Source organism: Mycobacterium sp. JS623, from assembly GCF_000328565.1.
Taxonomy (GTDB): Bacteria; Actinomycetota; Actinomycetes; order Mycobacteriales; family Mycobacteriaceae; genus Mycobacterium.
In genome coordinates this window covers 2,914,716-2,937,106 of the sequence record NC_019966.1, presented here as the reverse complement: position 1 = coordinate 2,937,106, position 22,391 = coordinate 2,914,716, and the positions used below count along the sequence as shown (strand labels likewise).

19 protein-coding genes are annotated in these 22,391 nt (G+C 66.0%); 4 read left to right on the top strand and 15 right to left on the bottom strand.

Annotated elements, in window-relative coordinates; translation table 11 throughout:
• Window positions 1-17: 17 nt before the first annotated feature.
• From MYCSM_RS14405 to MYCSM_RS14335, 14 genes are all read right to left on the bottom strand, one after another.
• Complete coding sequence (locus MYCSM_RS14405; RefSeq protein ID WP_015306896.1) at window positions 18-887, bottom strand: acyl-CoA thioesterase II; 870 nt, start codon at window positions 885-887, stop codon at window positions 18-20.
• A 13-nt stretch (window positions 888-900) separates the two neighbouring features.
• The gene (pyk, locus tag MYCSM_RS14400) at window positions 901-2,319 is read right to left on the bottom strand and encodes a pyruvate kinase (RefSeq protein WP_041314048.1); all 1,419 of its coding nucleotides are present in this window, start codon (window positions 2,317-2,319) and stop codon (window positions 901-903) included.
• 26 nt (window positions 2,320-2,345) lie between these two features.
• Window positions 2,346-3,854 carry a glutamate synthase subunit beta gene (locus MYCSM_RS14395; protein WP_015306894.1) on the bottom strand — a complete coding sequence of 503 codons (1,509 nt, stop codon included), beginning with the start codon at window positions 3,852-3,854 and terminating at the stop codon, window positions 2,346-2,348.
• Complete coding sequence (gene gltB, locus MYCSM_RS14390) at window positions 3,847-8,373, bottom strand: glutamate synthase large subunit (RefSeq protein WP_015306893.1); 4,527 nt, start codon at window positions 8,371-8,373, stop codon at window positions 3,847-3,849. Before gltB ends, MYCSM_RS14395 begins: the two co-directional genes overlap by 8 nt.
• Window positions 8,374-8,457: 84 nt before the next feature.
• A complete protein-coding gene (locus tag MYCSM_RS14385; protein WP_015306892.1) occupies window positions 8,458-8,865 on the bottom strand; it encodes a DUF2752 domain-containing protein in 408 nt (135 codons plus the stop codon).
• Window positions 8,855-9,292 (bottom strand): NINE protein, encoded by a 438-nt coding sequence (locus MYCSM_RS14380; protein WP_041314045.1) that lies wholly within the window; start codon window positions 9,290-9,292, stop codon window positions 8,855-8,857. Before MYCSM_RS14380 ends, MYCSM_RS14385 begins: the two co-directional genes overlap by 11 nt.
• An 80-nt stretch (window positions 9,293-9,372) precedes the next feature.
• A complete protein-coding gene (locus MYCSM_RS14375) occupies window positions 9,373-10,890 on the bottom strand; it encodes an HNH endonuclease signature motif containing protein (protein ID WP_041312078.1) in 1,518 nt (505 codons plus the stop codon).
• Window positions 10,891-10,979: 89 nt separating this feature from the next.
• On the bottom strand, window positions 10,980-12,899 hold the full coding sequence (lgt, locus tag MYCSM_RS14365) for a prolipoprotein diacylglyceryl transferase (protein ID WP_015306889.1): 1,920 nt from the start codon (window positions 12,897-12,899) through the stop codon (window positions 10,980-10,982).
• Window positions 12,896-13,684, bottom strand: coding sequence for a tryptophan synthase subunit alpha (gene trpA, locus MYCSM_RS14360; protein ID WP_015306888.1), 789 nt, complete (start codon window positions 13,682-13,684; stop codon window positions 12,896-12,898). Before trpA ends, lgt begins: the two co-directional genes overlap by 4 nt.
• Complete coding sequence (trpB, locus tag MYCSM_RS14355; protein ID WP_015306887.1) at window positions 13,681-14,940, bottom strand: tryptophan synthase subunit beta; 1,260 nt, start codon at window positions 14,938-14,940, stop codon at window positions 13,681-13,683. The genes trpA and trpB overlap by 4 nt, the downstream gene beginning before the upstream one ends.
• A 35-nt stretch (window positions 14,941-14,975) precedes the next feature.
• Complete coding sequence (gene trpC / locus MYCSM_RS14350) at window positions 14,976-15,794, bottom strand: indole-3-glycerol phosphate synthase TrpC (protein ID WP_015306886.1); 819 nt, start codon at window positions 15,792-15,794, stop codon at window positions 14,976-14,978.
• Between the two features lie 71 nt (window positions 15,795-15,865).
• Window positions 15,866-16,444 carry a TIGR02234 family membrane protein gene (locus MYCSM_RS14345; RefSeq protein ID WP_015306885.1) on the bottom strand — a complete coding sequence of 193 codons (579 nt, stop codon included), beginning with the start codon at window positions 16,442-16,444 and terminating at the stop codon, window positions 15,866-15,868.
• A complete protein-coding gene (locus tag MYCSM_RS14340; protein WP_015306884.1) occupies window positions 16,441-18,000 on the bottom strand; it encodes an anthranilate synthase component I in 1,560 nt (519 codons plus the stop codon). The genes MYCSM_RS14345 and MYCSM_RS14340 overlap by 4 nt, the downstream gene beginning before the upstream one ends.
• Before the next feature lie 38 nt (window positions 18,001-18,038).
• Entirely contained in the window at window positions 18,039-18,239 is a 201-nt protein-coding gene (locus tag MYCSM_RS14335) for a hypothetical protein (protein ID WP_041312075.1), read from the bottom strand.
• 103 nt (window positions 18,240-18,342) lie between these two features.
• On the opposite strand from MYCSM_RS14335, the gene MYCSM_RS14330 reads away from it, so the two are divergent.
• Genes MYCSM_RS14330 through MYCSM_RS14315 form a run of 4 tightly spaced genes read left to right on the top strand, consistent with a single transcriptional unit; the run spans window position 18,343 to window position 21,563 of the window.
• Window positions 18,343-18,807 carry a peroxiredoxin gene (locus MYCSM_RS14330; RefSeq protein ID WP_198345088.1) on the top strand — a complete coding sequence of 155 codons (465 nt, stop codon included), beginning with the start codon at window positions 18,343-18,345 and terminating at the stop codon, window positions 18,805-18,807.
• Complete coding sequence (locus MYCSM_RS14325; RefSeq protein WP_015306882.1) at window positions 18,807-19,607, top strand: alpha/beta fold hydrolase; 801 nt, start codon at window positions 18,807-18,809, stop codon at window positions 19,605-19,607. Before MYCSM_RS14330 ends, MYCSM_RS14325 begins: the two co-directional genes overlap by 1 nt.
• Window positions 19,604-20,752 carry a PP2C family protein-serine/threonine phosphatase gene (locus MYCSM_RS14320; RefSeq protein ID WP_015306881.1) on the top strand — a complete coding sequence of 383 codons (1,149 nt, stop codon included), beginning with the start codon at window positions 19,604-19,606 and terminating at the stop codon, window positions 20,750-20,752. The genes MYCSM_RS14325 and MYCSM_RS14320 overlap by 4 nt, the downstream gene beginning before the upstream one ends.
• A gap of 13 nt (window positions 20,753-20,765) precedes the next feature.
• Window positions 20,766-21,563, top strand: a complete 798-nt coding sequence (locus MYCSM_RS14315; RefSeq protein WP_015306880.1) for an ABC transporter ATP-binding protein — start codon at window positions 20,766-20,768, stop codon at window positions 21,561-21,563.
• Here MYCSM_RS14315 and MYCSM_RS14310 read toward each other — a convergent pair.
• Window positions 21,560-22,345, bottom strand: coding sequence for an SDR family NAD(P)-dependent oxidoreductase (locus tag MYCSM_RS14310; protein ID WP_041314036.1), 786 nt, complete (start codon window positions 22,343-22,345; stop codon window positions 21,560-21,562). The genes MYCSM_RS14315 and MYCSM_RS14310 overlap by 4 nt on opposite strands.
• Window positions 22,346-22,391: the final 46 nt, after the last annotated feature.

The following is a 22,391-nucleotide window of genomic DNA, read 5'->3' as shown; positions in this document are numbered from 1 at the left end:
GCAAAAGGTTACGCCCGCTACCTGGGTTTACCGGGGAAATACTTGACGATGCCTTCCTGGACCACGGTGGCCAACAGTTGGCCCGACCGGTCGAAAAAATGCCCGGTGCCAAGGCCACGCGAGTCCGCCGCCACCGGCGAGGACGTGGAGTACAGCACCCATTCGTCGAAGCGCACCGGCCGGTGAAACCACACCGAATGGTTGGCGGTCACGGCAAAAATGCGGTCGTAGCCCCACGACAGGCCATGCGTGGTGATGATCGAGTCGAGCACGGTGGTGTCCGACGAATACACCATCGCGGCGGCGTGCATGACCGGATCGTCGGGCATCCGGGCGACCGTCCTCATCCACACTCGGTTATGCGGAAGCCGGTCCCCCTTGTCGCGCATCACCCACGTCGGGTCGTTGGTGTAACGCCAGTCGATCGGCCGCAGCGCCTCGACGAAATGCGGCACGACGTCCTCATAACCCTGCAGCAGATCATCCACTGGCAGCAGCGATTCCGGGTCGTTGAGCACGGGAGGTTCGACACCGTGCTCGAGCCCTTGGCCGCCAGAGAGGAACGCGACCATGGCCGTCGTCAGCACCTTGCCGCCCTGCATCACGTCGACACGACGATTGGCGAAGCGGCGCTCGTCACGCAGCCGCACGACGCGGAATTCGAGATCCTTCTCGGGATCGCCGCCCGCGATGAAGTGCACCGACATCGCGCTCGGCGGCACCTCGTGTTCGAGGCTGCGGCTGGCGGCGACGAAGGCCTGGGCCATCATCTGACCGCCGAACGTCCTGATCGGATTCTTGCTCGGGTGCGAACCGATAAAGAGGTCGTCGTCCTCGCGGGAGAGGTCGAGGATCGACAGCAGTTCTTTGAAGTCCGCTGTCGACACTCAAAACCTCCTGCTAAACGTCTTCCTCCCCGATCCGGTGCACGTGGATCAGGTTCGTGGAGCCTACTGTGCCAGGCGGTGCGCCCGCGACGATGACCACCAGCTCGCCGCGCTTGTAGCGGCCGAGCTCCAGCAGCGACTTGTCCACCTGGCGGATCATGCCGTCAGTACTGGCGATATGCGGCACGATGAACGTCTCGGTGCCCCACGTCAGCGCCAATTGGCTGCGCACCTCGGGCAGGGACGTGAACGCCAGCACCGGCAGCGGGGTGTGCAACCGCGCAAGCCTGCGCACGGTGTCGCCGGATTGGGTGAAGGCCACAAGTGCCTTGGCGTCCAGGCGTTCGCCGATATCGCGGGCCGCATACGAGATGACGCCGCGCTTGGTGCGCGGCACGTGCGCGAGAGGCGGTGCGGCCACCGAATTCTCCTCGACCGCATGGATGATGCGAGCCATCGTCTTGACGGCTTCGAGCGGGAACTTGCCGACCGACGTCTCACCCGAGAGCATCACCGCGTCCGCGCCGTCGAGCACGGCGTTGGCGACGTCGGACGCTTCGGCGCGGGTCGGCCGCGAATTCTCGATCATCGACTCCAGCATCTGAGTGGCGACGATGACGGGTTTGGCGTTCTCCCTTGCCATTTGGATGGCACGCTTCTGCACCAGCGGCACTTCCTCGAGCGGCAGTTCGACGCCGAGGTCACCGCGGGCCACCATGATCGCGTCGAATGCCAGCACGATCGCCTCGAGATTGTCGATGGCTTCCGGTTTTTCGAGCTTGGCGATCACCGGAACCCGCCTGCCGACGCGGTCCATGATCTCGTGCACGAGTTCGATGTCTGCGGGCGAGCGGACGAACGACAACGCGACGAGGTCGACGCCGAGCTTCAACGCGAATTCGAGGTCGTCGATGTCCTTGCCCGACAGCGCGGGGGCGGACACATTCATGCCGGGCAGCGACATGCCCTTGTTGTTACTGACCGGCCCGCCCTCGGTGACGGTGCAGACGACGTCGTTGCCCTCGATGGTGTCAACGAGGAGGCCCACGTTGCCGTCGTCGACGAGCACCCGGTCTCCTGGCGTGGCGTCCTGGGCCAGTCGCTTGTAGGTGGTGGACACCCGGTCGTGGGAGCCTTCGCAGTCATCGACGGTGATGCGCACCGTTTCGCCGTTGGCCCAGAAGGTCGGACCGTCCTTGAATCGACCAAGGCGGATCTTGGGGCCCTGTAGGTCGGCCATGATGCCGACGGCGTGCCCAGTCAGGTCGGAAGCGGCGCGAACCCGCTTGTAGTTGGCCTCGTGATCGGCGTAGTCGCCGTGGCTGAAGTTGAGCCGTGCGACGTCCATCCCGGCCTCAACCAGAGCCGTCAAGGTCTCGTCGGTGGCAGTGGCCGGACCGAGCGTACAGACGATTTTCCCGCGTCTATTCACGCCGAGAAGCATAGTCGTTAATCGATTCAGACGACGGCCAGAGGTAGGGCGCCCGGCTTGACCGGCTCAGGCAGATCCGACTCACCCATCAGGTATGTATCGACTGCGTGCGCGGCGCTGCGACCCTCGGCGATGGCCCACACGATCAGCGACGCACCGCGGTGAGCGTCACCGCAGACAAACACGCCGGGCGCCGCTGTCTGCCAATCCGACCCACACGGCAAAGCCCCGCGCCGGTTCAGTGTCAGGCCAAGACCGTCCAGCAGCGGCATCTGCTCCACGCCGTCGAAGCCGATGGCCAGCAACGCCAATTCACAGGGAATCTCAAGGGACTCACCAACCGGCGTGATGCGCCTGCGACCGTCCGGGTCGCGGTCGACTTTCACCTCTGCGATCTCCATTGCGCGCAGGTGACCGTTCTCGTCGCCAAGGAATCGCTGCACGGCGACTTCGTAGTGGCGGGCGCCGCCCTCGGCGTGCGCAGGCGACAGCCGGGTGCGCAGCACGATCGGCCACATCGGCCACGGCGAACGGGATTCGTCGCGGTACTCCGGCGGCTCGGGGTTGTAGTCCAACTGGGTGACCGACTTGGCGCCCTGCCGGTGCGCGGTGCCAAGGCAGTCGGCACCGGTGTCGCCGCCGCCGATGATCACCACGTGCTTGTCCTTGGCGGACAACGAGCTCGGTCCGTCGCCCTCGCACTCCTTGTTCGCGGGCACGAGGTGCTCCATCGCCAGATGCACGCCCTGAAGGTGGCGGCCCTCGACGTCGTTGTCGCGACCGCGTAGCGCACCGACGGCGAGCACAATGGCGTCGTACTGATTTCGGATTTGGTCGACGGTGATGTCGACACCGACTTCGGTCTCGGTGACGAAACGCGTCCCCTCCGCACGCATTTGAGCCAGCCGCTGGTTCAGCGCGCGCTTCTCCAGCTTGTACTCGGGGATGCCGTAGCGCATCAGCCCGCCGATGCGGTCGTCACGCTCGTAGACCGTGACGTCGTGGCCCGCCCGCGTGAGCTGTTGTGCGGCAGCCAGACCCGCGGGTCCGGACCCGACGATGGCGACCTTTTTGCCCGTCGAAATCGCGGCGGGCTGTGGTTCGACGATGCCGTCCATCCAGGCCTGGTCGGCGATGGTCTGCTCGATCCGCTTGATCGTCACGCTGCCACCGGTCTGCTCCTCGGCGATGGACAGCACGCACGCCGCCTCACACGGCGCGGGGCACAGCCGGCCGGTGAACTCGGGGAAGTTGTTCGTGGCGTGCAGTCGGTCGCTGGCCGCATCCCAGCGTCCCCGCCTGACGAGGTCGTTCCACTCGGGGATCAAATTGCCCAGCGGGCAGCCCGCGGTTCCCGAGTGGCAGAACGGGATTCCGCAGTCCATGCACCGGCGGGCCTGCTGCGACACCTCGCCTGCGCGCTCATGTGGGTCCTGCAGTTCGTAGACCTCACGCCAGTCCCCGACCCGCTCATCGACCGGCCGCTTGGCCGCCTCCACCCTGGCTACTTCGAGGAACCCATGCGGATCAGCCACGGCTGGCCTCCATGATCGCGGTGTCGACGTCGCGGCCCTCGGCCTTGGCCATTCGGGTGGCCTGCAGCACCCGCTGATAATCGGTGGGCATGATCTTGGTGAATTGAGCGCTGCGCCTTGGCCAGTCGGAAAGCATCGACGTGGCCAGGGTGCTGCCGGTGTAAACGGCGTGCCTGGCGATCACGTCGTGCAGCCAGGTGAGGTCCTCGGGTTCGAGGCGTTGCAACTCCACCATCTCGGTGTTGACGTTCGCGGGGTCGAGGCCGAGGACGAACGCGATACCACCGGACATGCCCGCCGCCATGTTGCGACCGGTCTTGCCGAGCACGACGACTCGACCGCCGGTCATGTATTCACATGCGTGGTCGCCGACACCCTCGACGACGGTCAGTGCGCCGGAGTTACGTGCGGCGAACCGCTCCCCGACCCGGCCGCGCAGGTAAACCTCGCCGGAGGTCGCACCGAACAGCAGTGTGTTGCCCGCGATCACGTTGTCCTCGGGCAGGAACAGCACGTCGTCGGGCGGCCGGACAATGATGCGCCCACCCGAAAGACCTTTGCCGACATAGTCATTGGCGTCGCCGACGAGTTCGAGGGTGATACCGGGCGGCAGGAATGCGCCGATCGACTGGCCGGCCGATCCGGTGAGCGTCACGTGGATGGTGCTGTCCGGCAGCCCCTGCGCACCGTAGCGACGGGTGACCTCGGAACCCAGCAGGGTGCCGACGGTGCGATTCACGTTGCGCACGGGCAGCTCGAGCCTGACGGGGTGCGCATCCTCGAGGGCGCCCTCAGCGAGCTGGATCAGGGTGCGGTCCAACGCCTGCTCGAGCCCGTGGTCCTGGTCCCTGGTGCGGCGGCGCTGCTCCCCTTCGGGCACGGCGAACACCGGCGTCAGGTCGAGGCCCTTGGTCTTCCAGTGGGCCACGCCCTCTGCGGTGTCGAGCATCTCGGCGTGACCGATGGCCTCGTCGAGGCTGCGGAAGCCGAGCTCGGCCAGATAGTGCCGGACGTCTTCGGCGATGAAGCGGAAGAAGTTCTCGACGAACTCCGGCTTGCCATTGAATCTGGCCCGCAGTTCCGGGTTTTGGGTCGCGACGCCAACCGGGCACGTATCGAGGTGGCAGACCCGCATCATGATGCAGCCGGACACCACCAGCGGCGCGGTGGCGAAACCGTACTCCTCGGCACCGAGCAACGCCGCGACGATCACATCGCGCGCGGTGCGCATGCCGCCGTCACATTGCACGGTGATGCGGTCTCTCAGGCCGTTGAGGACCAGCGTCTGCTGGGTGTCGGCAAGGCCGATCTCCCACGGCACGCCCGCATGTTTGAGACTCGTCAGCGGCGCCGCACCGGTGCCGCCGTCGTAGCCCGAGATCAGCACGACGTCGGCGTGCGCCTTGGACACCCCCGCGGCGACGGTACCGACACCAACGGAGCTGACCAGCTTGACGTGGATACGCGCGTCGGAGTTGGCGTTCTTGAGGTCGTGGATCAGCTGAGCCAGGTCCTCGATCGAGTAGATGTCGTGGTGCGGCGGCGGGCTGATCAGACCCACTCCGGGTGTCGAGTGGCGGGTCTTGGCGATGTTGGGATACACCTTGAAGCCCGGAAGCTGGCCGCCCTCACCGGGTTTGGCGCCTTGGGCCATCTTGATCTGAATGTCGGTGGCGTTGACCAGGTAGTCGCTGGTGACGCCGAACCGGCCGCTTGCGACCTGCTTGACCGCACTGCGTCGCTTCGGGTCATAGAGCCGGTCAACATCTTCCCCGCCCTCACCGGAGTTGGACCGGCCGCCCAGGTTGTTCATCGCGATGGCCATGTTCTCGTGGGCTTCGGCGGAAATGGAGCCGTAACTCATCGCGCCGGTGTTGAACCGCGTGAAGATCGATTCGACGGACTCGACTTCTTCGAGCGGCACGGGTGGCCTGAGCTTCTTGAAGTCGAACAGCCCCCGTAGCGTGCCGCCCTCCTTCGAGAGCCGATTCACCTCGTCGGAGTACTGCTGGAAGACCTCATGTCGGCCGGTACGCGTCGAATGCTGCAGCAGGAAAACCACTTCCGGGGTGAACAGGTGCAGTTCGCCCTCGCGACGGAACGCGTACTCACCGCCCACCTCGAGGCGGCGATGCACCCGCTCGGTCGGGTTCTCAGGGTAGGCGCGGCGGTGCCGCAGCTTGACCTCGTCGGCGAGCACGTCGAGACCCGCGCCGCCGAGTTGGCTTGGCGTACCGGTGAAGTACTGGTCGATGACGTCCTTGCTGATGCCGACGGCCTCGAAGCCCTGCGCGGCCGTGTAGGAGGCGACGGTCGAGATGCCCATCTTGCTCATCACCTTCATCACGCCCTTGCCGAGCGCCTTGAGGTAGTTGCGCACCGCGGTGGCCGGCTCGATGCCGGTGAGTTCGCCTTCGCGGATCAGGTCCTCGATGGATTCGAAGGCGAGATACGGGTTGACTGCGGCAGCGCCGAAACCGATGAGCATCGCGATGTGGTGCACCTCGCGGGCGTCACCGCTTTCCACCACGAGCGCAACCGAGGTGCGCTCCTTGGTGCGGACGAGGTGGTGGTGCACCGCCGAGACCGCAAGCAGCGAAGGGATCGGCGCCCGCGTGTGGTCGGAGTCGCGGTCCGAGATGACCAGTGTGCGTGAACCTTTGGAGATCGCGTCGCACGCTCGGTGCTGCAGTTCGTCCAGCGCGTCGGCGAGACCTTCACCGCCGCGTTCGACCTCGTACAGGGCCTTTAGCACCGTGGTCCTCAGGCCGGGGTGCTCGTGATCGTCGTTGATGTGGACGATCTTGTTGAGCTCGTCGTTGTCGAGAACGGGCCATCGCAATACGATCTGACGACACGAGGCGGCGGTCGGTTCGAGCAGGTTCTGCTCGGGGCCCATGACGCGCGCCATGGACGTGACGACCTCTTCACGGATAGCGTCCAGCGGAGGGTTGGTCACCTGAGCGAAGAGTTCGACGAAGTAGTCGTAGAGCAGCCGGGACCGTTGCGACAGTACGGCGGTCGGGGTGTCGGTGCCCATCGAGCCCAGCGGTTCAGCGCCGGACGCGGCCATCGGGGTGAGCAGGATGCGGAGGTCTTCTTCGGTGTAGCCGAACGAGATCTGGCGGCGCACCACCGATTCGTGGTTGGGCGTCACGCGGTGGCGCTCGGGAAGCGTCTTGAGGTCGAGTAGGCCGGCGTGCAGCCATTCGCCGTAGGATTCCTGCTTGCTCAGGTCTTCTTTGATCTCGTCGTCGGAGACGATGCGGCCTTGCGCGGTGTCGACCAGCAACATCTTGCCGGGCTGCAGGCGGCCCTTCGCGACGATCTCCGCGGACGGCACGTCGAGCACACCGCTTTCACTCGCCAAGATGATGCGGTCGTCGATGGTGCGCCACCACCGGCCGGGCCGTAACCCGTTGCGGTCCAACACCGCTCCGACGAGTGTGCCGTCGGTGAACGTCACGCAGGCGGGGCCGTCCCACGGCTCCATCAGTGACGCGTGGAATTGCCAGAACGCGCGTTCGGCGGCGTCCATGGTGGTGTTGTTCTCCCACGCCTCGGGGATCATCATCAGCACGGCGTGCGGCAGGCTGCGGCCGCCGAGATGCAGCAGTTCGAGCACCTCGTCGAAGGAGGCCGAATCGGAAGCCTCCGGCGTGCAGATCGGCGAGAGCCTGCCGAGGTCGCCTGGGATTTTCGAGCTGGCCAGCATGGCCTCGCGGGCGTGCATGCGATTGCGGTTGCCTCGCACCGTGTTGATCTCGCCGTTGTGCGCGACGAAGCGATACGGGTGGGCCAGCGGCCACGACGGGAACGTGTTGGTGGAAAAACGGCTGTGCACGATCGCGATCGCACTGACGCATCGTTCGTCGCGCAGATCCGGAAAGTATTGGGGCAGCTGCATTGTCGTGAGCATGCCCTTGTAGACGATGGTGCGGCTGGACAGTGACGGGAAGTACATGCCGTTGCGCTCGGCGCGCTTGCGCAGCGGGTACACCCGGCGGTCGAGGTCGATGCCCCCGACATCGCCGTGCGGGGCGGAGACGAACAACTGCGCCATGTGTGGCATGCAGCTTCGTGCCGTGACGCCGACTTCGGCGCCGTCGGGATCGACAGGCACCGTGCGCCAGCCGAGGACATGCAGGCCTTCGTCCTTGGCGATGGCTTCGACATGTTGGGTGGCGGCCGCGCGGGCGTCGGGGTCCTGCGGCAGGAAGCAGATGCCAGCGGCGAACGCGTTGGTGCCGTCGGGCGCGGTAGGGGGAAGTTCGAAGTCGACAACCTCGGTGAGGAGTGCGACGGGCAACTGGATGAGGATGCCTGCGCCGTCACCGCTGTTGGGTTCTGCGCCGGCCGCGCCGCGGTGTTCGAGGTGTTCCAGGGCGATCAGCCCGTCGGCGACGATGCCGTGCGAGCGGCGACCCTGGATGTCGGTGACCATGGCGACGCCACAGGAGTCCGACTCGTTCGCGGGGTCATACAGGCCCTGGGGTTTCGGGAATGCCGAATACAGCATCGAGGGGGCACCTCCGCAGTCCGGGAAAATCTGGTCCGGGACTGCACCGGCCCGGTTGCTGATTGTATCAGCGCAGCAGCGGACCTACCCGGTAATAAGCGTCGGGACCAGCGGGAATCCCGGCAGATTCCGTACCACCGTCCAGCTAATCGCGGCAATGGCAATAACGACGCTCGCGGGCGTCGGCATCAGTTTTCCCCCCCGGCGCCACCGCAGCACCAGCCAGGCCGCCAGCATCGGCAGACCGATAAGGAGGAATACGTTGTCGACGATGGCGGCGGCGAAGTCGCCGTGCAGGAGGTCGTGGGTCATCCGCAAGCCGCCGCACCCCGGGCAGTTCCAGCCCGTCAGCGCCTTGAACGGGCAGGTCGGGAACGCGAAGTCGGAACGGTGTGGATCGCCGATGCCGATATAGGCGAGCGCCCCCACGGCTGCGGCCCCGGTGCCGAGTGCGCCGTAGAGCCGTCCCCGACTGGTCGCGCTAGGTGCCATCGCGCAGCGGACGCCCCTCTGGATCGCGGACCCTGTCGGTGAGCATCAGGACCGCGTCGATGATGCCCCAGACGATCGCCCCGAGGCCGCACGTGATTAGGCCGACGATGAGCTGAGCGATGCCAAGCCCGGTGTAGCCGAGATAAATGCGGCCGATACCGACGAGCCCAAACAGGCCGAGCAACTGTAATAGGCCAGCGACGACCTTCGATTTGTCGGACAGCGGCTCGCCGGTCAGTGGATGACGGCCGAACGGCGCCGCGGGATCCGCGTACGCCGGCGGATACATCCCCGCGGGCGGTGGATATTGCCCTGGCGGGGGAGGGTACTGCCCTGGCGGCGGATATTGGCCAGGCGGTACGTAACTCGGATCCGGCGGCGGAAACGTATTGCCACTCTCGGTGCCACTGAAAGGCGGCTCGGTCATGGCATTCAGCATGCCAGAGCGGGACCTCGCGTTGTAAGTAAGGAAATCCGCCGAATGTTCGTCGGGTAATCCGCTTCGCCTCAGAAGGGAGGCGGTTTGTTGCGTTCGAGGACACGGTCGTCGTTCAGTCGGCGTTCGGCCTCGATGCTGCGTTGCCGGTTGTATTCCCGAGTGCGCTTGCGGCGCGGCATCATCAGGCCGGTGGCCGCTCGGGGCACGCGGACCGACGCCGCAACGGGCGCGGTCGGCTTGCACAGCGTGGGGAAGTGCAGCCGACTACCCGGATAGGTCGTGTAGGTCTGCCCACTGGGCGCAGTCCAGATGAAGGTGCCGTCGGGTAACTGTCGCGCCAACCACCCCCAGTAGGTCTTGAGCAGATGGTGCTTTCGACACAGACAGCCGAGGTTCGAGGCACACGTCGGCCCCACGGGATACGGGATCGTGTGGTCCAAGTCGCAGCGGTACGCGGGCTCATCACATCCGGGGAAGCGACATCTCAGATCCCGACAGCGCACGAAGTCGGCCAGTTTTCGTGACGGCACATACCTCGGCTCCGGTGGCGCCTCCCCCGGATGAATCAGCGGCCGAATCGTCGCGGTTTTCGCGAGTTTTGCGGCGAGCAGCGGCGCTGGCATGATTCCGCCACCGATCACCAGCGCAGGATTTGTGTGCGCGGGACCCGTCTGCGGATCGGGCGCCGACACTTCGGCAATCGTCCTGTCCCGCAACGGCTTATCCGGATCGAACGGGGGCGGTGCTTCGCCGTCCAGCTGTACCGGAGTGTCATCGGTCAGGCTGCGCTCCTCGGCGATGACGTGAACCACAGGCGCACTGGGCGCCGCATTGGCGGCCGCCGAGCATGCCGGATCACCGCACTCGCACGCCAGGCGGTCCGCGCCCATTCCCAACGCGCCGAGGGCATCGGAGCGCAGCTGATCAACCGTGCGGGGATCGTTCTCGCACACGCCGCCGGCCATGTCGAGGAGGCGTTGTTTCAGCGCAGCCCCGTGGTGGCCGTATAGCTTGCCCTCGATACTGTCCAGTCCGCTGCCGTCGTCGCTAGGCACGATGTCCAAGTGTCGGCCACGGGAACTACTCTCCATGCGCCGCAACGCGCCTGGATCAACCCGATCCACCCAGGCGTCTATCTCCGCCTCCGCCTTGGCGACCGACAAGCTCCCCCAGCCCGCGACCTCGGCCGCGATTGCCGCATCTAGTTGTGTCCGGGCGTCGAGGTCGCGTACCAATCGGGTGCGCGACACGATCGCCGACACCAACCGATACGAGATCGCCCCCGTGGCGAAAACCTCAGCGACGCGCGGCAGCCGCTCCCGTAAGGCCATCGCCACCAGCAGTTGATGCGACGCCACTCCGTGCGAGACGTTCTGCGCTGCGGCCACCTCAGCGGCCACCGCATCCCAATTGTCGAGGCACCACTGGTCGCGTTCGGCCGACCCGTGCGCCGAGAGCCGCGCCTCCAAGGCGTCAGCGCTTGCGGCCAACCGCCGCGCGCAGGCCGCGTTCTCGACGCGCGCCCACGCCCCGACTCCGCCGGCACCAGAAGTGCCCGCGGCGGCGGCGCTCAGCGATTCGAACATACTTTCGACAATAATCAGGCGAAGGACGTCCCGCCACACCACAGATCCAGCCTGTGGACGAATTCGGGTCTGGGGATAACTCGCTTTGGTCAGCGATTACGACGAAGCCAGCGGCTCAATCGCCCACCGGATTCCTGCTCCGGTGCGCGCACAACGGCTGGATCGGGGGCAACGGCCGGATCGGGCACAACGGCTGGATCGGGGGCAACGGCCGGCTCGGGCCCGACCTTCGCCTCTTCGAGGACGCCCGTCTTGGGTTCGTCCTCGGCGGCGGAATCGGCCTCATCGTCCACGGCTTCCGCCTGCTCGGCGGCCTCTTCTTCGGTGGGTTCGGCTGAAGCCTCTCCTACCGCAGCTTCGGCGGCCTCGGTCTCCGGCTCGTCGGGTTCGGAGTCGTCCGACTCCACCGCATCTGCTTGCTCGCCTGCGGCGGCGAACTCGGCGGCCGCCTCGATGTCCTCCGCCGGCGCTTCGGCCACCGCGTCAGCAATATCTTCGGCTTCCGCCGCCGCCTCGGAGAGTGGCTGGTCAGCCTCATCGGCGACTGTTTCCGCCTCATCGGCCGCTTCTACCGCGGCGTCGTGAACCTCCGGCGCCGCGTCCACTGCCTCGGCCACTTCGTCACCCTCAACCGCGCCAAGGCCGGCTTCGGGCTCGGACTCTTCCTTGCCTTCGTCGCCTTCCACTGCGGGCTCGGGCTCGGACTCGGGCTCTTCCCCTTCGACATCGTCGGCCTCGGCGCGTTCAGCAGCCAACTCATCGGCGACGGCTTCGGCCTCCTCGACCGCTTCGACCTCTGCGTCATGAACCTCCGGTGCGGCCTCTACCGCCTCGGCGACGTCATCACCCTCGACGGCGCCTAGGCCACCCTCAGGTTCTTCGGTTTCCTCTTCGCCCTCGGCGGCGAATTCCTCGGCCTCTTCAACAGTCTCGGCGGGGACACCCGCGACGTCCGCGCCAAGCGCTTCAGCATCGGCATCCTCGACCGCAGGTTCGTCCTCGACGGAATCCACCACGTCACCCACTGCATTGGCGTCTTGGTCCTCGACATCACCCGCGGCCTTCGCAGCGGCCACCACGCCCGTCGTCGCCGCCACCGCCGTCAGCTCCTTGGCGGCCAATGTCGCGAATTCGTCCTCGGTCTCCGGCTTACCAACGAGCGTCGCAGGATCTTCTCGGCCCTTCGGCGCGACCATGATGTAGACCACCGCGCCGATGAACACGAACGTCGACGTGAACGAGTTGACACGAATGCCCGCAAAATGGGTCGCCACATCGCTACGCATCAGCTCGATCCAGAATCGACCAAGGCAATAGCCCGCAACATACGTTGCGAACAGTCGACCGTGGCCCATCTTGAATCGGCGGTCGAGGTAGATCAGCGCCGCGAAAACCAAGAGATTCCAAAGCAGTTCGTACAGGAACGTCGGATGTACCACCTCGATCAGCTGGCCCGTCGACGCGCCATTCAACGTGTCGAGCGCACCGCTGGCATCGCGCCGCTCATAAATCTCCAAGCCCCACGGCAGCGTCGTCGGCCTGCCGTAGAGCTCCTGGTTGAAGTAATTGCCAAGCCGCCCAATGGCCTGCGCCAAAATGATTCCCGGGGCAATCGCGTCACCGAACGCGGGCACCGGAATGCCCTTCTGCCGACAGCCAATCCATGCACCAACGCCGCCAAGCGCCACCGCGCCCCAGATGCCGAGGCCGCCATCCCAGATCCGCAGCGCACCCGCCAGTCCCGCTCCGTCCTCACCGAAGTAGGTCCGCCAGTCCGTCATGACGTGATAGAGCCGGCCACCAATCAGGCCGAAGGGCACTGCCCACAGCGCAATGTCGTAGATGACCCCTGCCTGGCCGCCACGCGCAACCCAGCGCCGGTCGCCCAGCACCAGCGCCACCACGATGCCGACAATGATGAACAACGCATACGCCCGAAGGGGTACGGGGCCGATGTGCCACACGCCCTGCGACGGGCTCGGTATGTAGGCCAAATAAGTCGTCGTCATGCAGTAATCCTCTGCCGCACACCGTCGGCGAGTTCCCCGGTCAACGACCGCACCGCCGGAATACCATCCTTCAACGCCGACACCAATGCCGACCCCACAATGACACCGTCCGCGTATGCGCCGATCTCCGCCGCCTGCTCACGCGACCGCACACCCAGGCCGACGCCAACCGGAATATCCGATACCGCCTTCACCCGGCGCACCAGTTCGGGTGCCGCCACCGACACTGCATCGCGCGCGCCGGTCACCCCCATTGTTGAAGCGGCATAGACGAATCCGCGCGACGCGTTGACCGTCGCCGCCAGCCGCTCCGGTGTCGACGACGGCGCGACCAGGAAAATCCGATCCAGGTCGCGCGCTTGCGACACCTCGAGCCATTCCGACGCTTCATCGGGAATCAGGTCCGGCGTGATCATGCCGAGCCCGCCGGCAGAAGCCAGGTCACGCGCGAACGCGTCGATTCCCCAGCGCAGCACCGGGTTCCAGTAAGTCATGACGACGGCATGTCCGCCGGCCTCGCTGATCGCCTCGACCGCCGTCAGCGCGTCGCGCACCCGCACCCCGCCCTGCAACGCCGCCTCGGTGGCCGCTGCGATCACGGGTCCGTCCATTCCCGGATCCGAATACGCGATCCCGACTTCGATGATGTCGCAACCGGATTCGACCATCGCCGTCATTGCCGAAATCGACGTTGGCACGTCGGGAAATCCCGTCGGCAGATACCCGATCAGCGCCGAGCGGCGCTGGTCACGGCACGCGGCAAACAACGAAGCAAGCCGGCTCATGACGCCCCGTCCAACAACCCGAACCACTTGGCGGCCGTTTCGACGTCTTTGTCGCCGCGCCCCGACATGTTCACCAGAATGATCGACCCACGGCCCAACTCGACACCGAGTTTCAACGCGCCCGCCACCGCATGCGCGGACTCGATCGCCGGAATGATGCCCTCGGTCTTGCATAGCACCGAGAACGCGTCCATCGCCTCGGTGTCGGTGATCGGCCGGTACTCGGCGCGGCCGGTGTCCTTCAGGAAGGCATGCTCTGGGCCGACGCCTGGATAGTCCAAACCCGCTGAAATCGAATGTGATTCGATGGTCTGACCGTCCTCATCCTGCAGCAGATATGAGAACGAACCCTGAAACGCCCCAGGCGAGCCACCGGTGAACGTCGCGGCGTGCCGACCGGTCTCGACACCGTCGCCCGCCGCCTCATAGCCGACCAGTCGCACGCCCGGATCATCGATGAACGCATGGAAGATTCCGATCGCATTCGACCCACCGCCCACACACGCCGTCACCGCGTCGGGCAAGCGGCCCGCCTGCTCGACGATCTGGACCCGCGCTTCCAACCCGATCACCCGCTGGAAGTCGCGCACCATGGTCGGGAAGGGATGCGGGCCCGCGGCAGTGCCGAAGCAGTAATAGGTGTTGTCCGCGTTGGTGACCCAATCGCGGAACGCCTCATTGATCGCGTCCTTCAACGTCTTCGAGCCGCTTTCGACCGAAACGACCGTTGCACCCAACAGCCGCATCCGTGCCACGTTCAGCGCCTGGCGCGCGGTGTCGACGGCACCCATGTAGATCACGCACTCGATGCCCAACAGGGCGCACGCCGTCGCGGTCGCCACTCCGTGCTGTCCTGCACCGGTTTCGGCGATCACGCGGGTCTTGCCCATCTGGCGCGCCAGCAGTGCCTGTCCCAGCACGTTGTTGATCTTGTGAGATCCGGTGTGGTTGAGGTCTTCTCGCTTCAGGAATATCCGCGCCCCGCCAGCCACCTCGCTCAACCGGGAAGCTTCGTAGAGCGGCGAGGGCCTGCCGCTGTAGTGCCGCTGCAGTCGGTCCAACTCATCCAGGAAAGCCTGGTCGCCGCGGGCCTTTTCGTATGCCGCGGTGACCTCTTCGATCACCGCCATCAGCGCTTCGGGAACGAACCGCCCGCCGTAGACGCCGAAATGTCCACGCGCATCGGGATCGTGAACGGTCGGTTCGGCGACGGCCGCGCTGGAACGCGGCAGATTTGGATTGGAGAGATCCGACATCAGTGATGCTCTTCGCCCAAGCGGCTCATCGCCAGTCAGCGCGCGGGTTTGGGGCACGACGGATGCGTGCCTGCGGTGACCAAATCGGCAACGGCGCTACGGGGATCGCCACTGGTGACCAGCCCCTCGCCGACGAGCACCGCATCGGCCCCCGCTCCGGCGTAGGCGAGCAGATCGGCGGTGCCGCGAATCCCGGACTCCGCGATCCGAATGACGTTGCTCGGCAGCCCCGGCGCAATCCTGGCGAAGCAATCACGGTCGACGTCAAGCGTCTTGAGGTCGCGGGCGTTGACACCGATCACCTTCGCGCCCGCCTGCAGCGCGCGATCCGCCTCTTCCTCGGTATGAACCTCGACGAGCGCCGTCATTCCGAGCGACTCGGTGCGGTCAAGCATGGGTTCGAGCACCGACTGCTCCAGCGCCGCGACGATCAACAGCAGCATGTCCGCACCGTGCGCGCGCGCTTCGTGGATCTGGTACGGCCTGACGATAAAGTCCTTGCGCAACACCGGGATTGACACCGCTGCACGCACCGCGTCGAGGTCGTCGAGCGAGCCGTTGAACCGGCGCTGTTCGGTCAACACACTGATGACGCGCGCGCCTCCGTCCTGGTAGGCACTGGCCAGCTTGGCGGGATCGGAGATCGTCGCCAATTCCCCGCGTGACGGGCTGGCCCGCTTCACTTCCGCGATCACGCCGATGCCCGGTTCACGCAGCGCGGCCAACACATCCAGCGGCGGCGGTGCGTCCTTGGCCATCTGCTTGATCTCGGTGAGGGGAACAACAGCCTCACGGGCGGCTACGTCGGCGCGAACTCCCTCGATGATGGAGTCGAGCACAGTCGCCGAACTCATACCCGCCGCAGTCCTTCCATAGAGCTCGCTTGATCTTCAACGAAGGGTAGCCGCCACCACAGCACGATCGATCACCGACCCTTGTTGTCCGGATCGGTTGGGTCTCGACCCTCGTCGAGGGCGTCCCAGATGGCCCGCTCGGACGGCGCAGCGGCCTCCTGCGCCGACGCCGCGCTGCGACGTTCGTAACGGGCCGCCTCGGGCTTGGCTCTGGCCGCCGAACGCACGAGCAACACCGCGCCCAACAGCGTGACAACCGCGGCCACCAACGTGACGATCGCCCCGGCGTAGTGGCGCTGCGTACTCACCAGATTCGTAATCGGCACGTCGGCAAGATGCGCGGCGCGCGGCGCGACATCGCGGATCACCCACAGGCTGATGGCCAAGTACGCCATCAGTGCGCTGGCTGCGGCGACGAGCACCGCGAACAGCCGCAGCGGCCAGCCCCGCACCGCCAGCGCCGCCACCGCGGCCGCCAGCAGCAGCACCGCGAGTGGCACCAGCGCCGTCGACCACGATGAGCCGGTCAAGGCGGTGGTCTTGGGTTGGCCGAGCCCGTCGAACGACTGCACCTCGACCCACACCATCCGCGACGCCCCCCACAGCGCCGCAGCGGACACCAGGAGCAGCAGTTGGGCCAGCCGGATCACGGCTCGGTCAGCGTTTCAGCCGCGGCAATCGCGTTCAGCACCGCCTTGGCCTTGTTCGCCGCCTCGGTGTACTCATACGGGCCGTTGGAGTCGGCCACGACTCCCCCGCCTGCCTGCACATACGCCGTGCCACCCCGTATCAGGGCCGTGCGAATGGCGATCGCGAAGTCGGCGTTGCCCGCGAAGTCCAGATAGCCGAGCACGCCGCCGTACAGGCCGCGGCGGGTCATCTCGACCTCCTCGATCAGCTCCATCGCCCGCACCTTCGGCGCTCCCGACAGCGTGCCCGCCGGGAAGCAGGCCGTCACCGCGTCCAACGCCGTCTTGTCGGCTGCGAGCTCGCCGTGCACCGTCGACACGATGTGCATGACGTGGCTGTAGCGCTCGATGTGGCTGTAGTCCTCGACGCGCACCGTGCCGGGCCGGCAGACCCGACCCAGATCGTTGCGGCCAAGGTCGACAAGCATCAGATGCTCGGCGCGCTCCTTCTCGTCGTGCAGCAGTTCCTTTTCGAGCAGCACATCCTCTTCCTCGGTCGCGCCACGCCAGCGCGTACCCGCGATCGGATGCGTCGACGCCCGGCCGTCCTTGACGGTCACCAGCGCTTCGGGGCTGGAGCCGACAATCGAGAAGTCCAGTCCACCAACATGATTGGGCACGTTCAGCAGGTACATGTACGGGCTGGGGTTGGTCACCCGCAGCATCCGGTAGACGTCCAGCGGGTCGGCGTCGGTGTCCATCTCGAACCGTTGCGAGGGCACCACCTGGAACGCCTCGCCTGCCTCGATGTCGCCGACGAGCTTCTCGACGATGCTCGTGTACTCCTCGACCGTGCGCTGCGAGCGATGCAGCGGCTCCGGGCGGCTGAAGGTAGCGACAGTCGAGGGCAGGTGCTCGGACAGCGCAGCCGTCATCACATCAATGCGCTTCACCGCGTCGTCGTACGCCCAGTCCACGCGCTCCTCGGTGCCATTCCAGTTCACGGCGTTGGCGATCAGCGTGATGGTGCCCTCATGGTGGTCGACGGCCGCTACGTCGGTCGCCAGGAGCAGCAGCATGTCCGGCAGCCCGAGGTCGTCGACGGCCAGCGAAGGCAGCCGCTCCAGCCGCCGGACCATGTCGTACGCGAAGAAGCCGACAAGGCCGCTGGACAGCGGGGGCAGGCCCGGCACGGGTTCGGTCTTCAGCAGCTCGAGCGTGGCGCGCACGGCCTGCAGCGGGTCGCCGCCGCGCGGCGCGTCGTTCGGCGTCGTGCCCAACCACACCGCCTCGCCGTCGCGCACCGTCAACGCCGACGGCGCACCGGCGCCGATGAACGACCATCGCGACCACGAACGGCCGGTCTCGGCCGATTCCAGCAAGAACGTCCCGGGCCGGTTGGCGGCCAGCTTGCGGTACGCCGACAGCGGGGTCTCACTGTCGGCGAGCACCTTGCGGGTCACCGGCACCACGCGGTGCTCGGCGGCCAGCGCCCGGAAGTCCTCGCGCGAGGTTGTGATCAGCTGCGATGAGCGCTCGCGCGAAGAGCCGACGGCAAGGTTGGCGGTCGTTTGCACGGGTCAATCCTCCCAGACCAGCCTGTGCCGACCACAATTCAGGCGGCGAACACGCACGCGAGCGGCTGGGACGAGGTGGGCGTGAACGGGGTGGTCAGCATGACCGGCGCCTGCGCCATCAAGCGGGGGGTACGCCCGCAGTGCTGGTCGGTGGCGTGCACGACAGGCCGGTGGGCGCTGGCCTCGTCGACAATGCGACCCACGAAGCCGTCGGACAGGAAGGCCTCGAGGTTGACCATTGCGCGAGAGTGACACGACAACAAAGCACCGCGCCAATGGTTTTCGATGCAGCCCTGTTTGCCCGGGCCGCCGCTGGGCGTAGCGTGAACCGCCATGACAGCCATCAAGCAGGGCGACCAGGTAGGCGAGTTCGAACTGCCGGACCAAACGGGCACTGTGCGAAGCCTCACCGAGCTGCTCGCGGGCGGCCCCATCGTGCTGTTCTTCTACCCCGCGGCGATGACACCGGGCTGCACCAAAGAAGCCTGTCACTTCCGCGACCTGGCTTCGGAGTTCGCGGCCCTCGGCGCCAGCCGCGTCGGCATCAGTGCCGACGCGATCGAGAAGCAGGCCAAGTTCGCCGACAAGGAGAAGTTCGACTATCCGCTGTTGTCGGACATCGAAGGGACCGTCGCCACGCAGTTCGGCGTCAAGCGTGGCCTTCTCGGCAAGTTCATGCCCGTCAAGCGGACCACCTTCGTGATCGACACCGACCGCACCGTGCTCGACGTGATCGCCAGCGAGATCAGTATGGATACCCACGCCGACAAGGCGCTGGAGGTGTTGAGGCAGCGGCAATCGGCGTAATGACAGCCCGCACCCGCAATAACGTCAACATCGTCGGGCCCGACGGTGCACCGACGATCATGCTGGCCCACGGATTCGGCTGCGATCAACAGTTGTGGCGACTCGTCGTACCGGAACTTGTTCCGAATTTCCGGGTCGTGCTCTTCGACCATGTCGGTTGTGGCGCGGCCGAGCCATCCGCCTGGGACGCCGAGCGATATGCGTCGCTGCAGGGATATGCGGCCGACATTCTCGAGCTCCTGTCAGCGCTCGAGCTGCGCGACGTGACGTTCGTCGGGCACTCGGTGGCAGCGATGATGGGAGTGCTTGCGGTCGCGACCGATCCGAGTCGGTTCGCGAAGCTCGTGCTCTTGACCCCATCCCCGTGCTACATCGACGACGAGGACTACCGCGGCGGCTTTTCCCGAAGCGACATCGACGAGCTACTGGAGTCGCTGGACAGCAATTACCTCGGCTGGTCCCGGGCGATGGCGCCGGTGATCATGGGTGCACCCGAACAACCCGAGCTCACGGACGAGCTGGCTGACACCTTCTGTCGAACCGATCCTGAGTGTGCACGGGTTTTCGCGCGCGTGACGTTCCTTTCCGACAACCGGGCCGATCTGCGACGCGTTCCCGTGCCGACGCTGGTGATCCAATGCGAACACGATGCCATTGCCCCCCGCGACGTCGGGGCCTATGTGCACCGGCACATCGAAGGCAGCGAACTCGTGACGCTGAACACCACAGGCCACTGCCCACACCTAAGCGCCCCGAAAGACACCGCCAGAGCCATAATGGCCTTCGCTGGTGCCCCGTGAACATTGCCGACCTGTACGAGAACTCACCATGCGGATACATAGCGGCGAACGCCGACCGCCGGATAATTGCGGTCAATACGACGCTGTCGCGATGGCTTGGTTATGCGCCGGCGGCACTGATCGGTAAGCCCTTCACAGATCTGCTCACCGCAGGCAGCCGCATCCACTACGAAACGCACTTCGCACCGTTGCTGCAACTGAAAAACGAAATCTCCGGTATCACGGTGGATTTGGTGACCTCGATCGGTACACGCCTGCCTGTCTTCATCACCGCCAACGTCAAGACAGACGTTGACGGAAACATCGAACTTCTGCGGATTGTCAGCCAAGACGCCAGCGACCGTCGCTCCTACGAGCGCGAACTACTCGAAGCGCAACGCGAAGCCGAACTCGAGCGAACGCGAACTCAGGTGTTGGCGCGAACCTTGCAGCGCTCCCTGTTGCCTCCCACGCTATCGCCGCCCGAAGGCCTGGAGGCGCGCGCCTATTTCCACGCCGCCTCGCCCGACCAGGTGGGTGGCGACTTCTATGACTTGTTTGCATTGTCGCACGACAGATCGGGATTTTTCATCGGTGACGTATGCGGCAAAGGAGCCAATGCTGCAGCGCTCACGTCGTTGACCCGATACACGCTGCGCGCGGCCGCCGTCATCGACGGCGACCCGGTGATGGTGTTGGACAACCTCGACGCCGTGTTCCATCAGGAAGTGCTCAGCCCGTCCATGCGGTTCTGCACTGTCATTTTCGGAGTCCTGACTCGATGCGAGGACGGCTTCGACGTGCACCTTGCGAATGGCGGGCATCCGCCTGCCGTTCTACTTACCGCCGACGGCGCCGCGCGTTTCGTAGACCTCGTCGGCGGTCAAGCCGTCGGCATCTCCTCGGCTCCGCACTTCACCTCGACCCGGATCCGTCTCACCGCCGGCGACACGCTGGTGCTGTACACCGACGGTCTTACGGAGGCACGCACAGGTGTCGCCAGTCAGCGTCTCGGCGACGATGCACTGATCGAATTCGCTTCGGCCCATTCTCCCGCGTCGGCCGCCACGATCGTGAATGCATTACGTTCGGTACTCGAGAACCTCGGCGAGGGCGTCGAAGACGATGCAGCCGTTCTGGCGATAGGCGTGCCCCTGCGGGCCTAGTAGCGTGCGAGTCGTGACGCCGGTGCTGGAACTCGTGGATGTGACGTTTCGCCGCGACCGCAAGCAGATCATCGACGGCATCTCGTTAACGGTGCACGAGGGCGAGCACTGGGCGCTCCTGGGCCCCAACGGCGCCGGCAAAAGCACGCTGCTCGGTTTCTGCGCGGCGGTGATGTTCCCGACCTCAGGCACCGTGCGCATCCTCGGCGAGCAGATGGGCCGCGTCGACCTGGCGCGGCTGCGGCATTCGATCGGCCACGTGAATCCTCGGCACCGCTTGCAATACGCGTTGACGGTTCGCGAGGTGGTGCTCACCGGCATCACCGCGACGATCGACATTCCGAACCGGTGGACGCCCACCGCCGACGAACTGCGCCGCGCCGACGACATGATCGCCACCGTCGGCCTGTCACGCAGAGCCGACGATGTCTGGCCCACCTTGTCTCAGGGTGAGCGCGGCCGCACTCTCATTGCGCGGGCACTGATTTCGGATCCGAAGCTGCTGCTGCTCGACGAACCCACCACCGGTCTCGACGTGGCGGCGCGTGAGCAGCTTCTGGAAACCATTGACACGCTTGACGAAACGCATCCCGAAGTGGCCTCGATCCTCGTCACGCATCATCTCGAGGAGCTGCCGACCACCACCACGCATGCGCTGCTGATCGCCGAAGGTCGCACCGTCGCGGCCGGGCCTGCACGGGAGACGGTGACAACCGAGAACGTCTCGGCGGCGTTCTCTCACCCGGTCGAGGTGCGCCACGACGAGGGCCGGTGGGTGGCCCGCACGAAGGCCGCCCGCATCGACGTTTAACCGCCCAGCGTGCCGATGGTGAAACACGATGTGCGGCCGCCGTCGACCACCAGATTGGCTCCCGTGATGTAGCCGGCCTCATCGGACAACAGGAACGCAACCGCGGCTGCGATGTCTTCCGGTTGTCCGAATCGGCCCAGCGGGATTGTCGACTGGTTCTCCGCCCGCTCTCGGGCTGGGTCGGGTGAGGCGTCGAATTCGGCTGCAAGCATTGGTGTTTCGGTGGTGCCCGGAGAAATGCTGTTCACACGGATACCGTGCACGGCCAGCTCTGCGGCGAAGGCACGCGTCATCGCCAGCACGCCGCCCTTCGTCGCCGTGTAGCCGACATAGCCGGTCTGGCCGAGGATTCCAAGTTCTGAGCCCGTGACGACGATGGCACCGCCGCCCCGCGCAATCATCCGCCGGGCCGCTTCACGCACGACGTAGAAGCTGCCGGACAGGTTGATCTGAAGCTGATGCAGCCAGTCGTCGTCGGTCAGTGACACTGCCGGACCGACGATCGAGATGCCGGCATTGCTGAACACCGCGTCGACGGGACCGAGGGTTTCGGCCTGATCGAACGCGGCGGCCACCTGGCGAGAGTCCGCGACCTCCGTGGGCACGGCGAGGGCTGTGGCTCCCGTGGCCCGACATTCCTGTGTAGCCGCGGCCAGTTCGTCGCCGGGCAACGCGACGAGCGCGACACCGGCACCCTCCTGCGCCAGCCGAAGCGCGGTGGCGCGACCGATTCCAGAACTGGCGCCGGTGACGAGGGCGACGCGGTCGGCGAAGCGAGGCATCGTCACAGTGTGCTGTCCCAACGACATCTGTGCCGAACGTGAGCTT

Coding starts and splice junctions, on each gene's coding strand:
- trpA (WP_015306888.1), bottom strand. CDS start 13,684: ATGAGCCGGCTTGCTTCGTTGTTTGCCGCGTGCCGTGACCAGCGCCGC.
- MYCSM_RS14335 (WP_041312075.1), bottom strand. CDS start 18,239: ATGGTCAACCTCGAGGCCTTCCTGTCCGACGGCTTCGTGGGTCGCATT.
- MYCSM_RS14380 (WP_041314045.1), bottom strand. CDS start 9,292: ATGACCGAGCCGCCTTTCAGTGGCACCGAGAGTGGCAATACGTTTCCG.
- gltB (WP_015306893.1), bottom strand. CDS start 8,373: ATGCTGTATTCGGCATTCCCGAAACCCCAGGGCCTGTATGACCCCGCG.
- lgt (WP_015306889.1), bottom strand. CDS start 12,899: ATGACGACGACTTATTTGGCCTACATACCGAGCCCGTCGCAGGGCGTG.
- trpB (WP_015306887.1), bottom strand. CDS start 14,940: ATGTCGGATCTCTCCAATCCAAATCTGCCGCGTTCCAGCGCGGCCGTC.
- MYCSM_RS14385 (WP_015306892.1), bottom strand. CDS start 8,865: ATGGCACCTAGCGCGACCAGTCGGGGACGGCTCTACGGCGCACTCGGC.
- MYCSM_RS14375 (WP_041312078.1), bottom strand. CDS start 10,890: ATGTTCGAATCGCTGAGCGCCGCCGCCGCGGGCACTTCTGGTGCCGGC.
- trpC (WP_015306886.1), bottom strand. CDS start 15,794: ATGAGTTCGGCGACTGTGCTCGACTCCATCATCGAGGGAGTTCGCGCC.
- MYCSM_RS14310 (WP_041314036.1), bottom strand. CDS start 22,345: ATGCCTCGCTTCGCCGACCGCGTCGCCCTCGTCACCGGCGCCAGTTCT.
- MYCSM_RS14325 (WP_015306882.1), top strand. CDS start 18,807: ATGACAGCCCGCACCCGCAATAACGTCAACATCGTCGGGCCCGACGGT.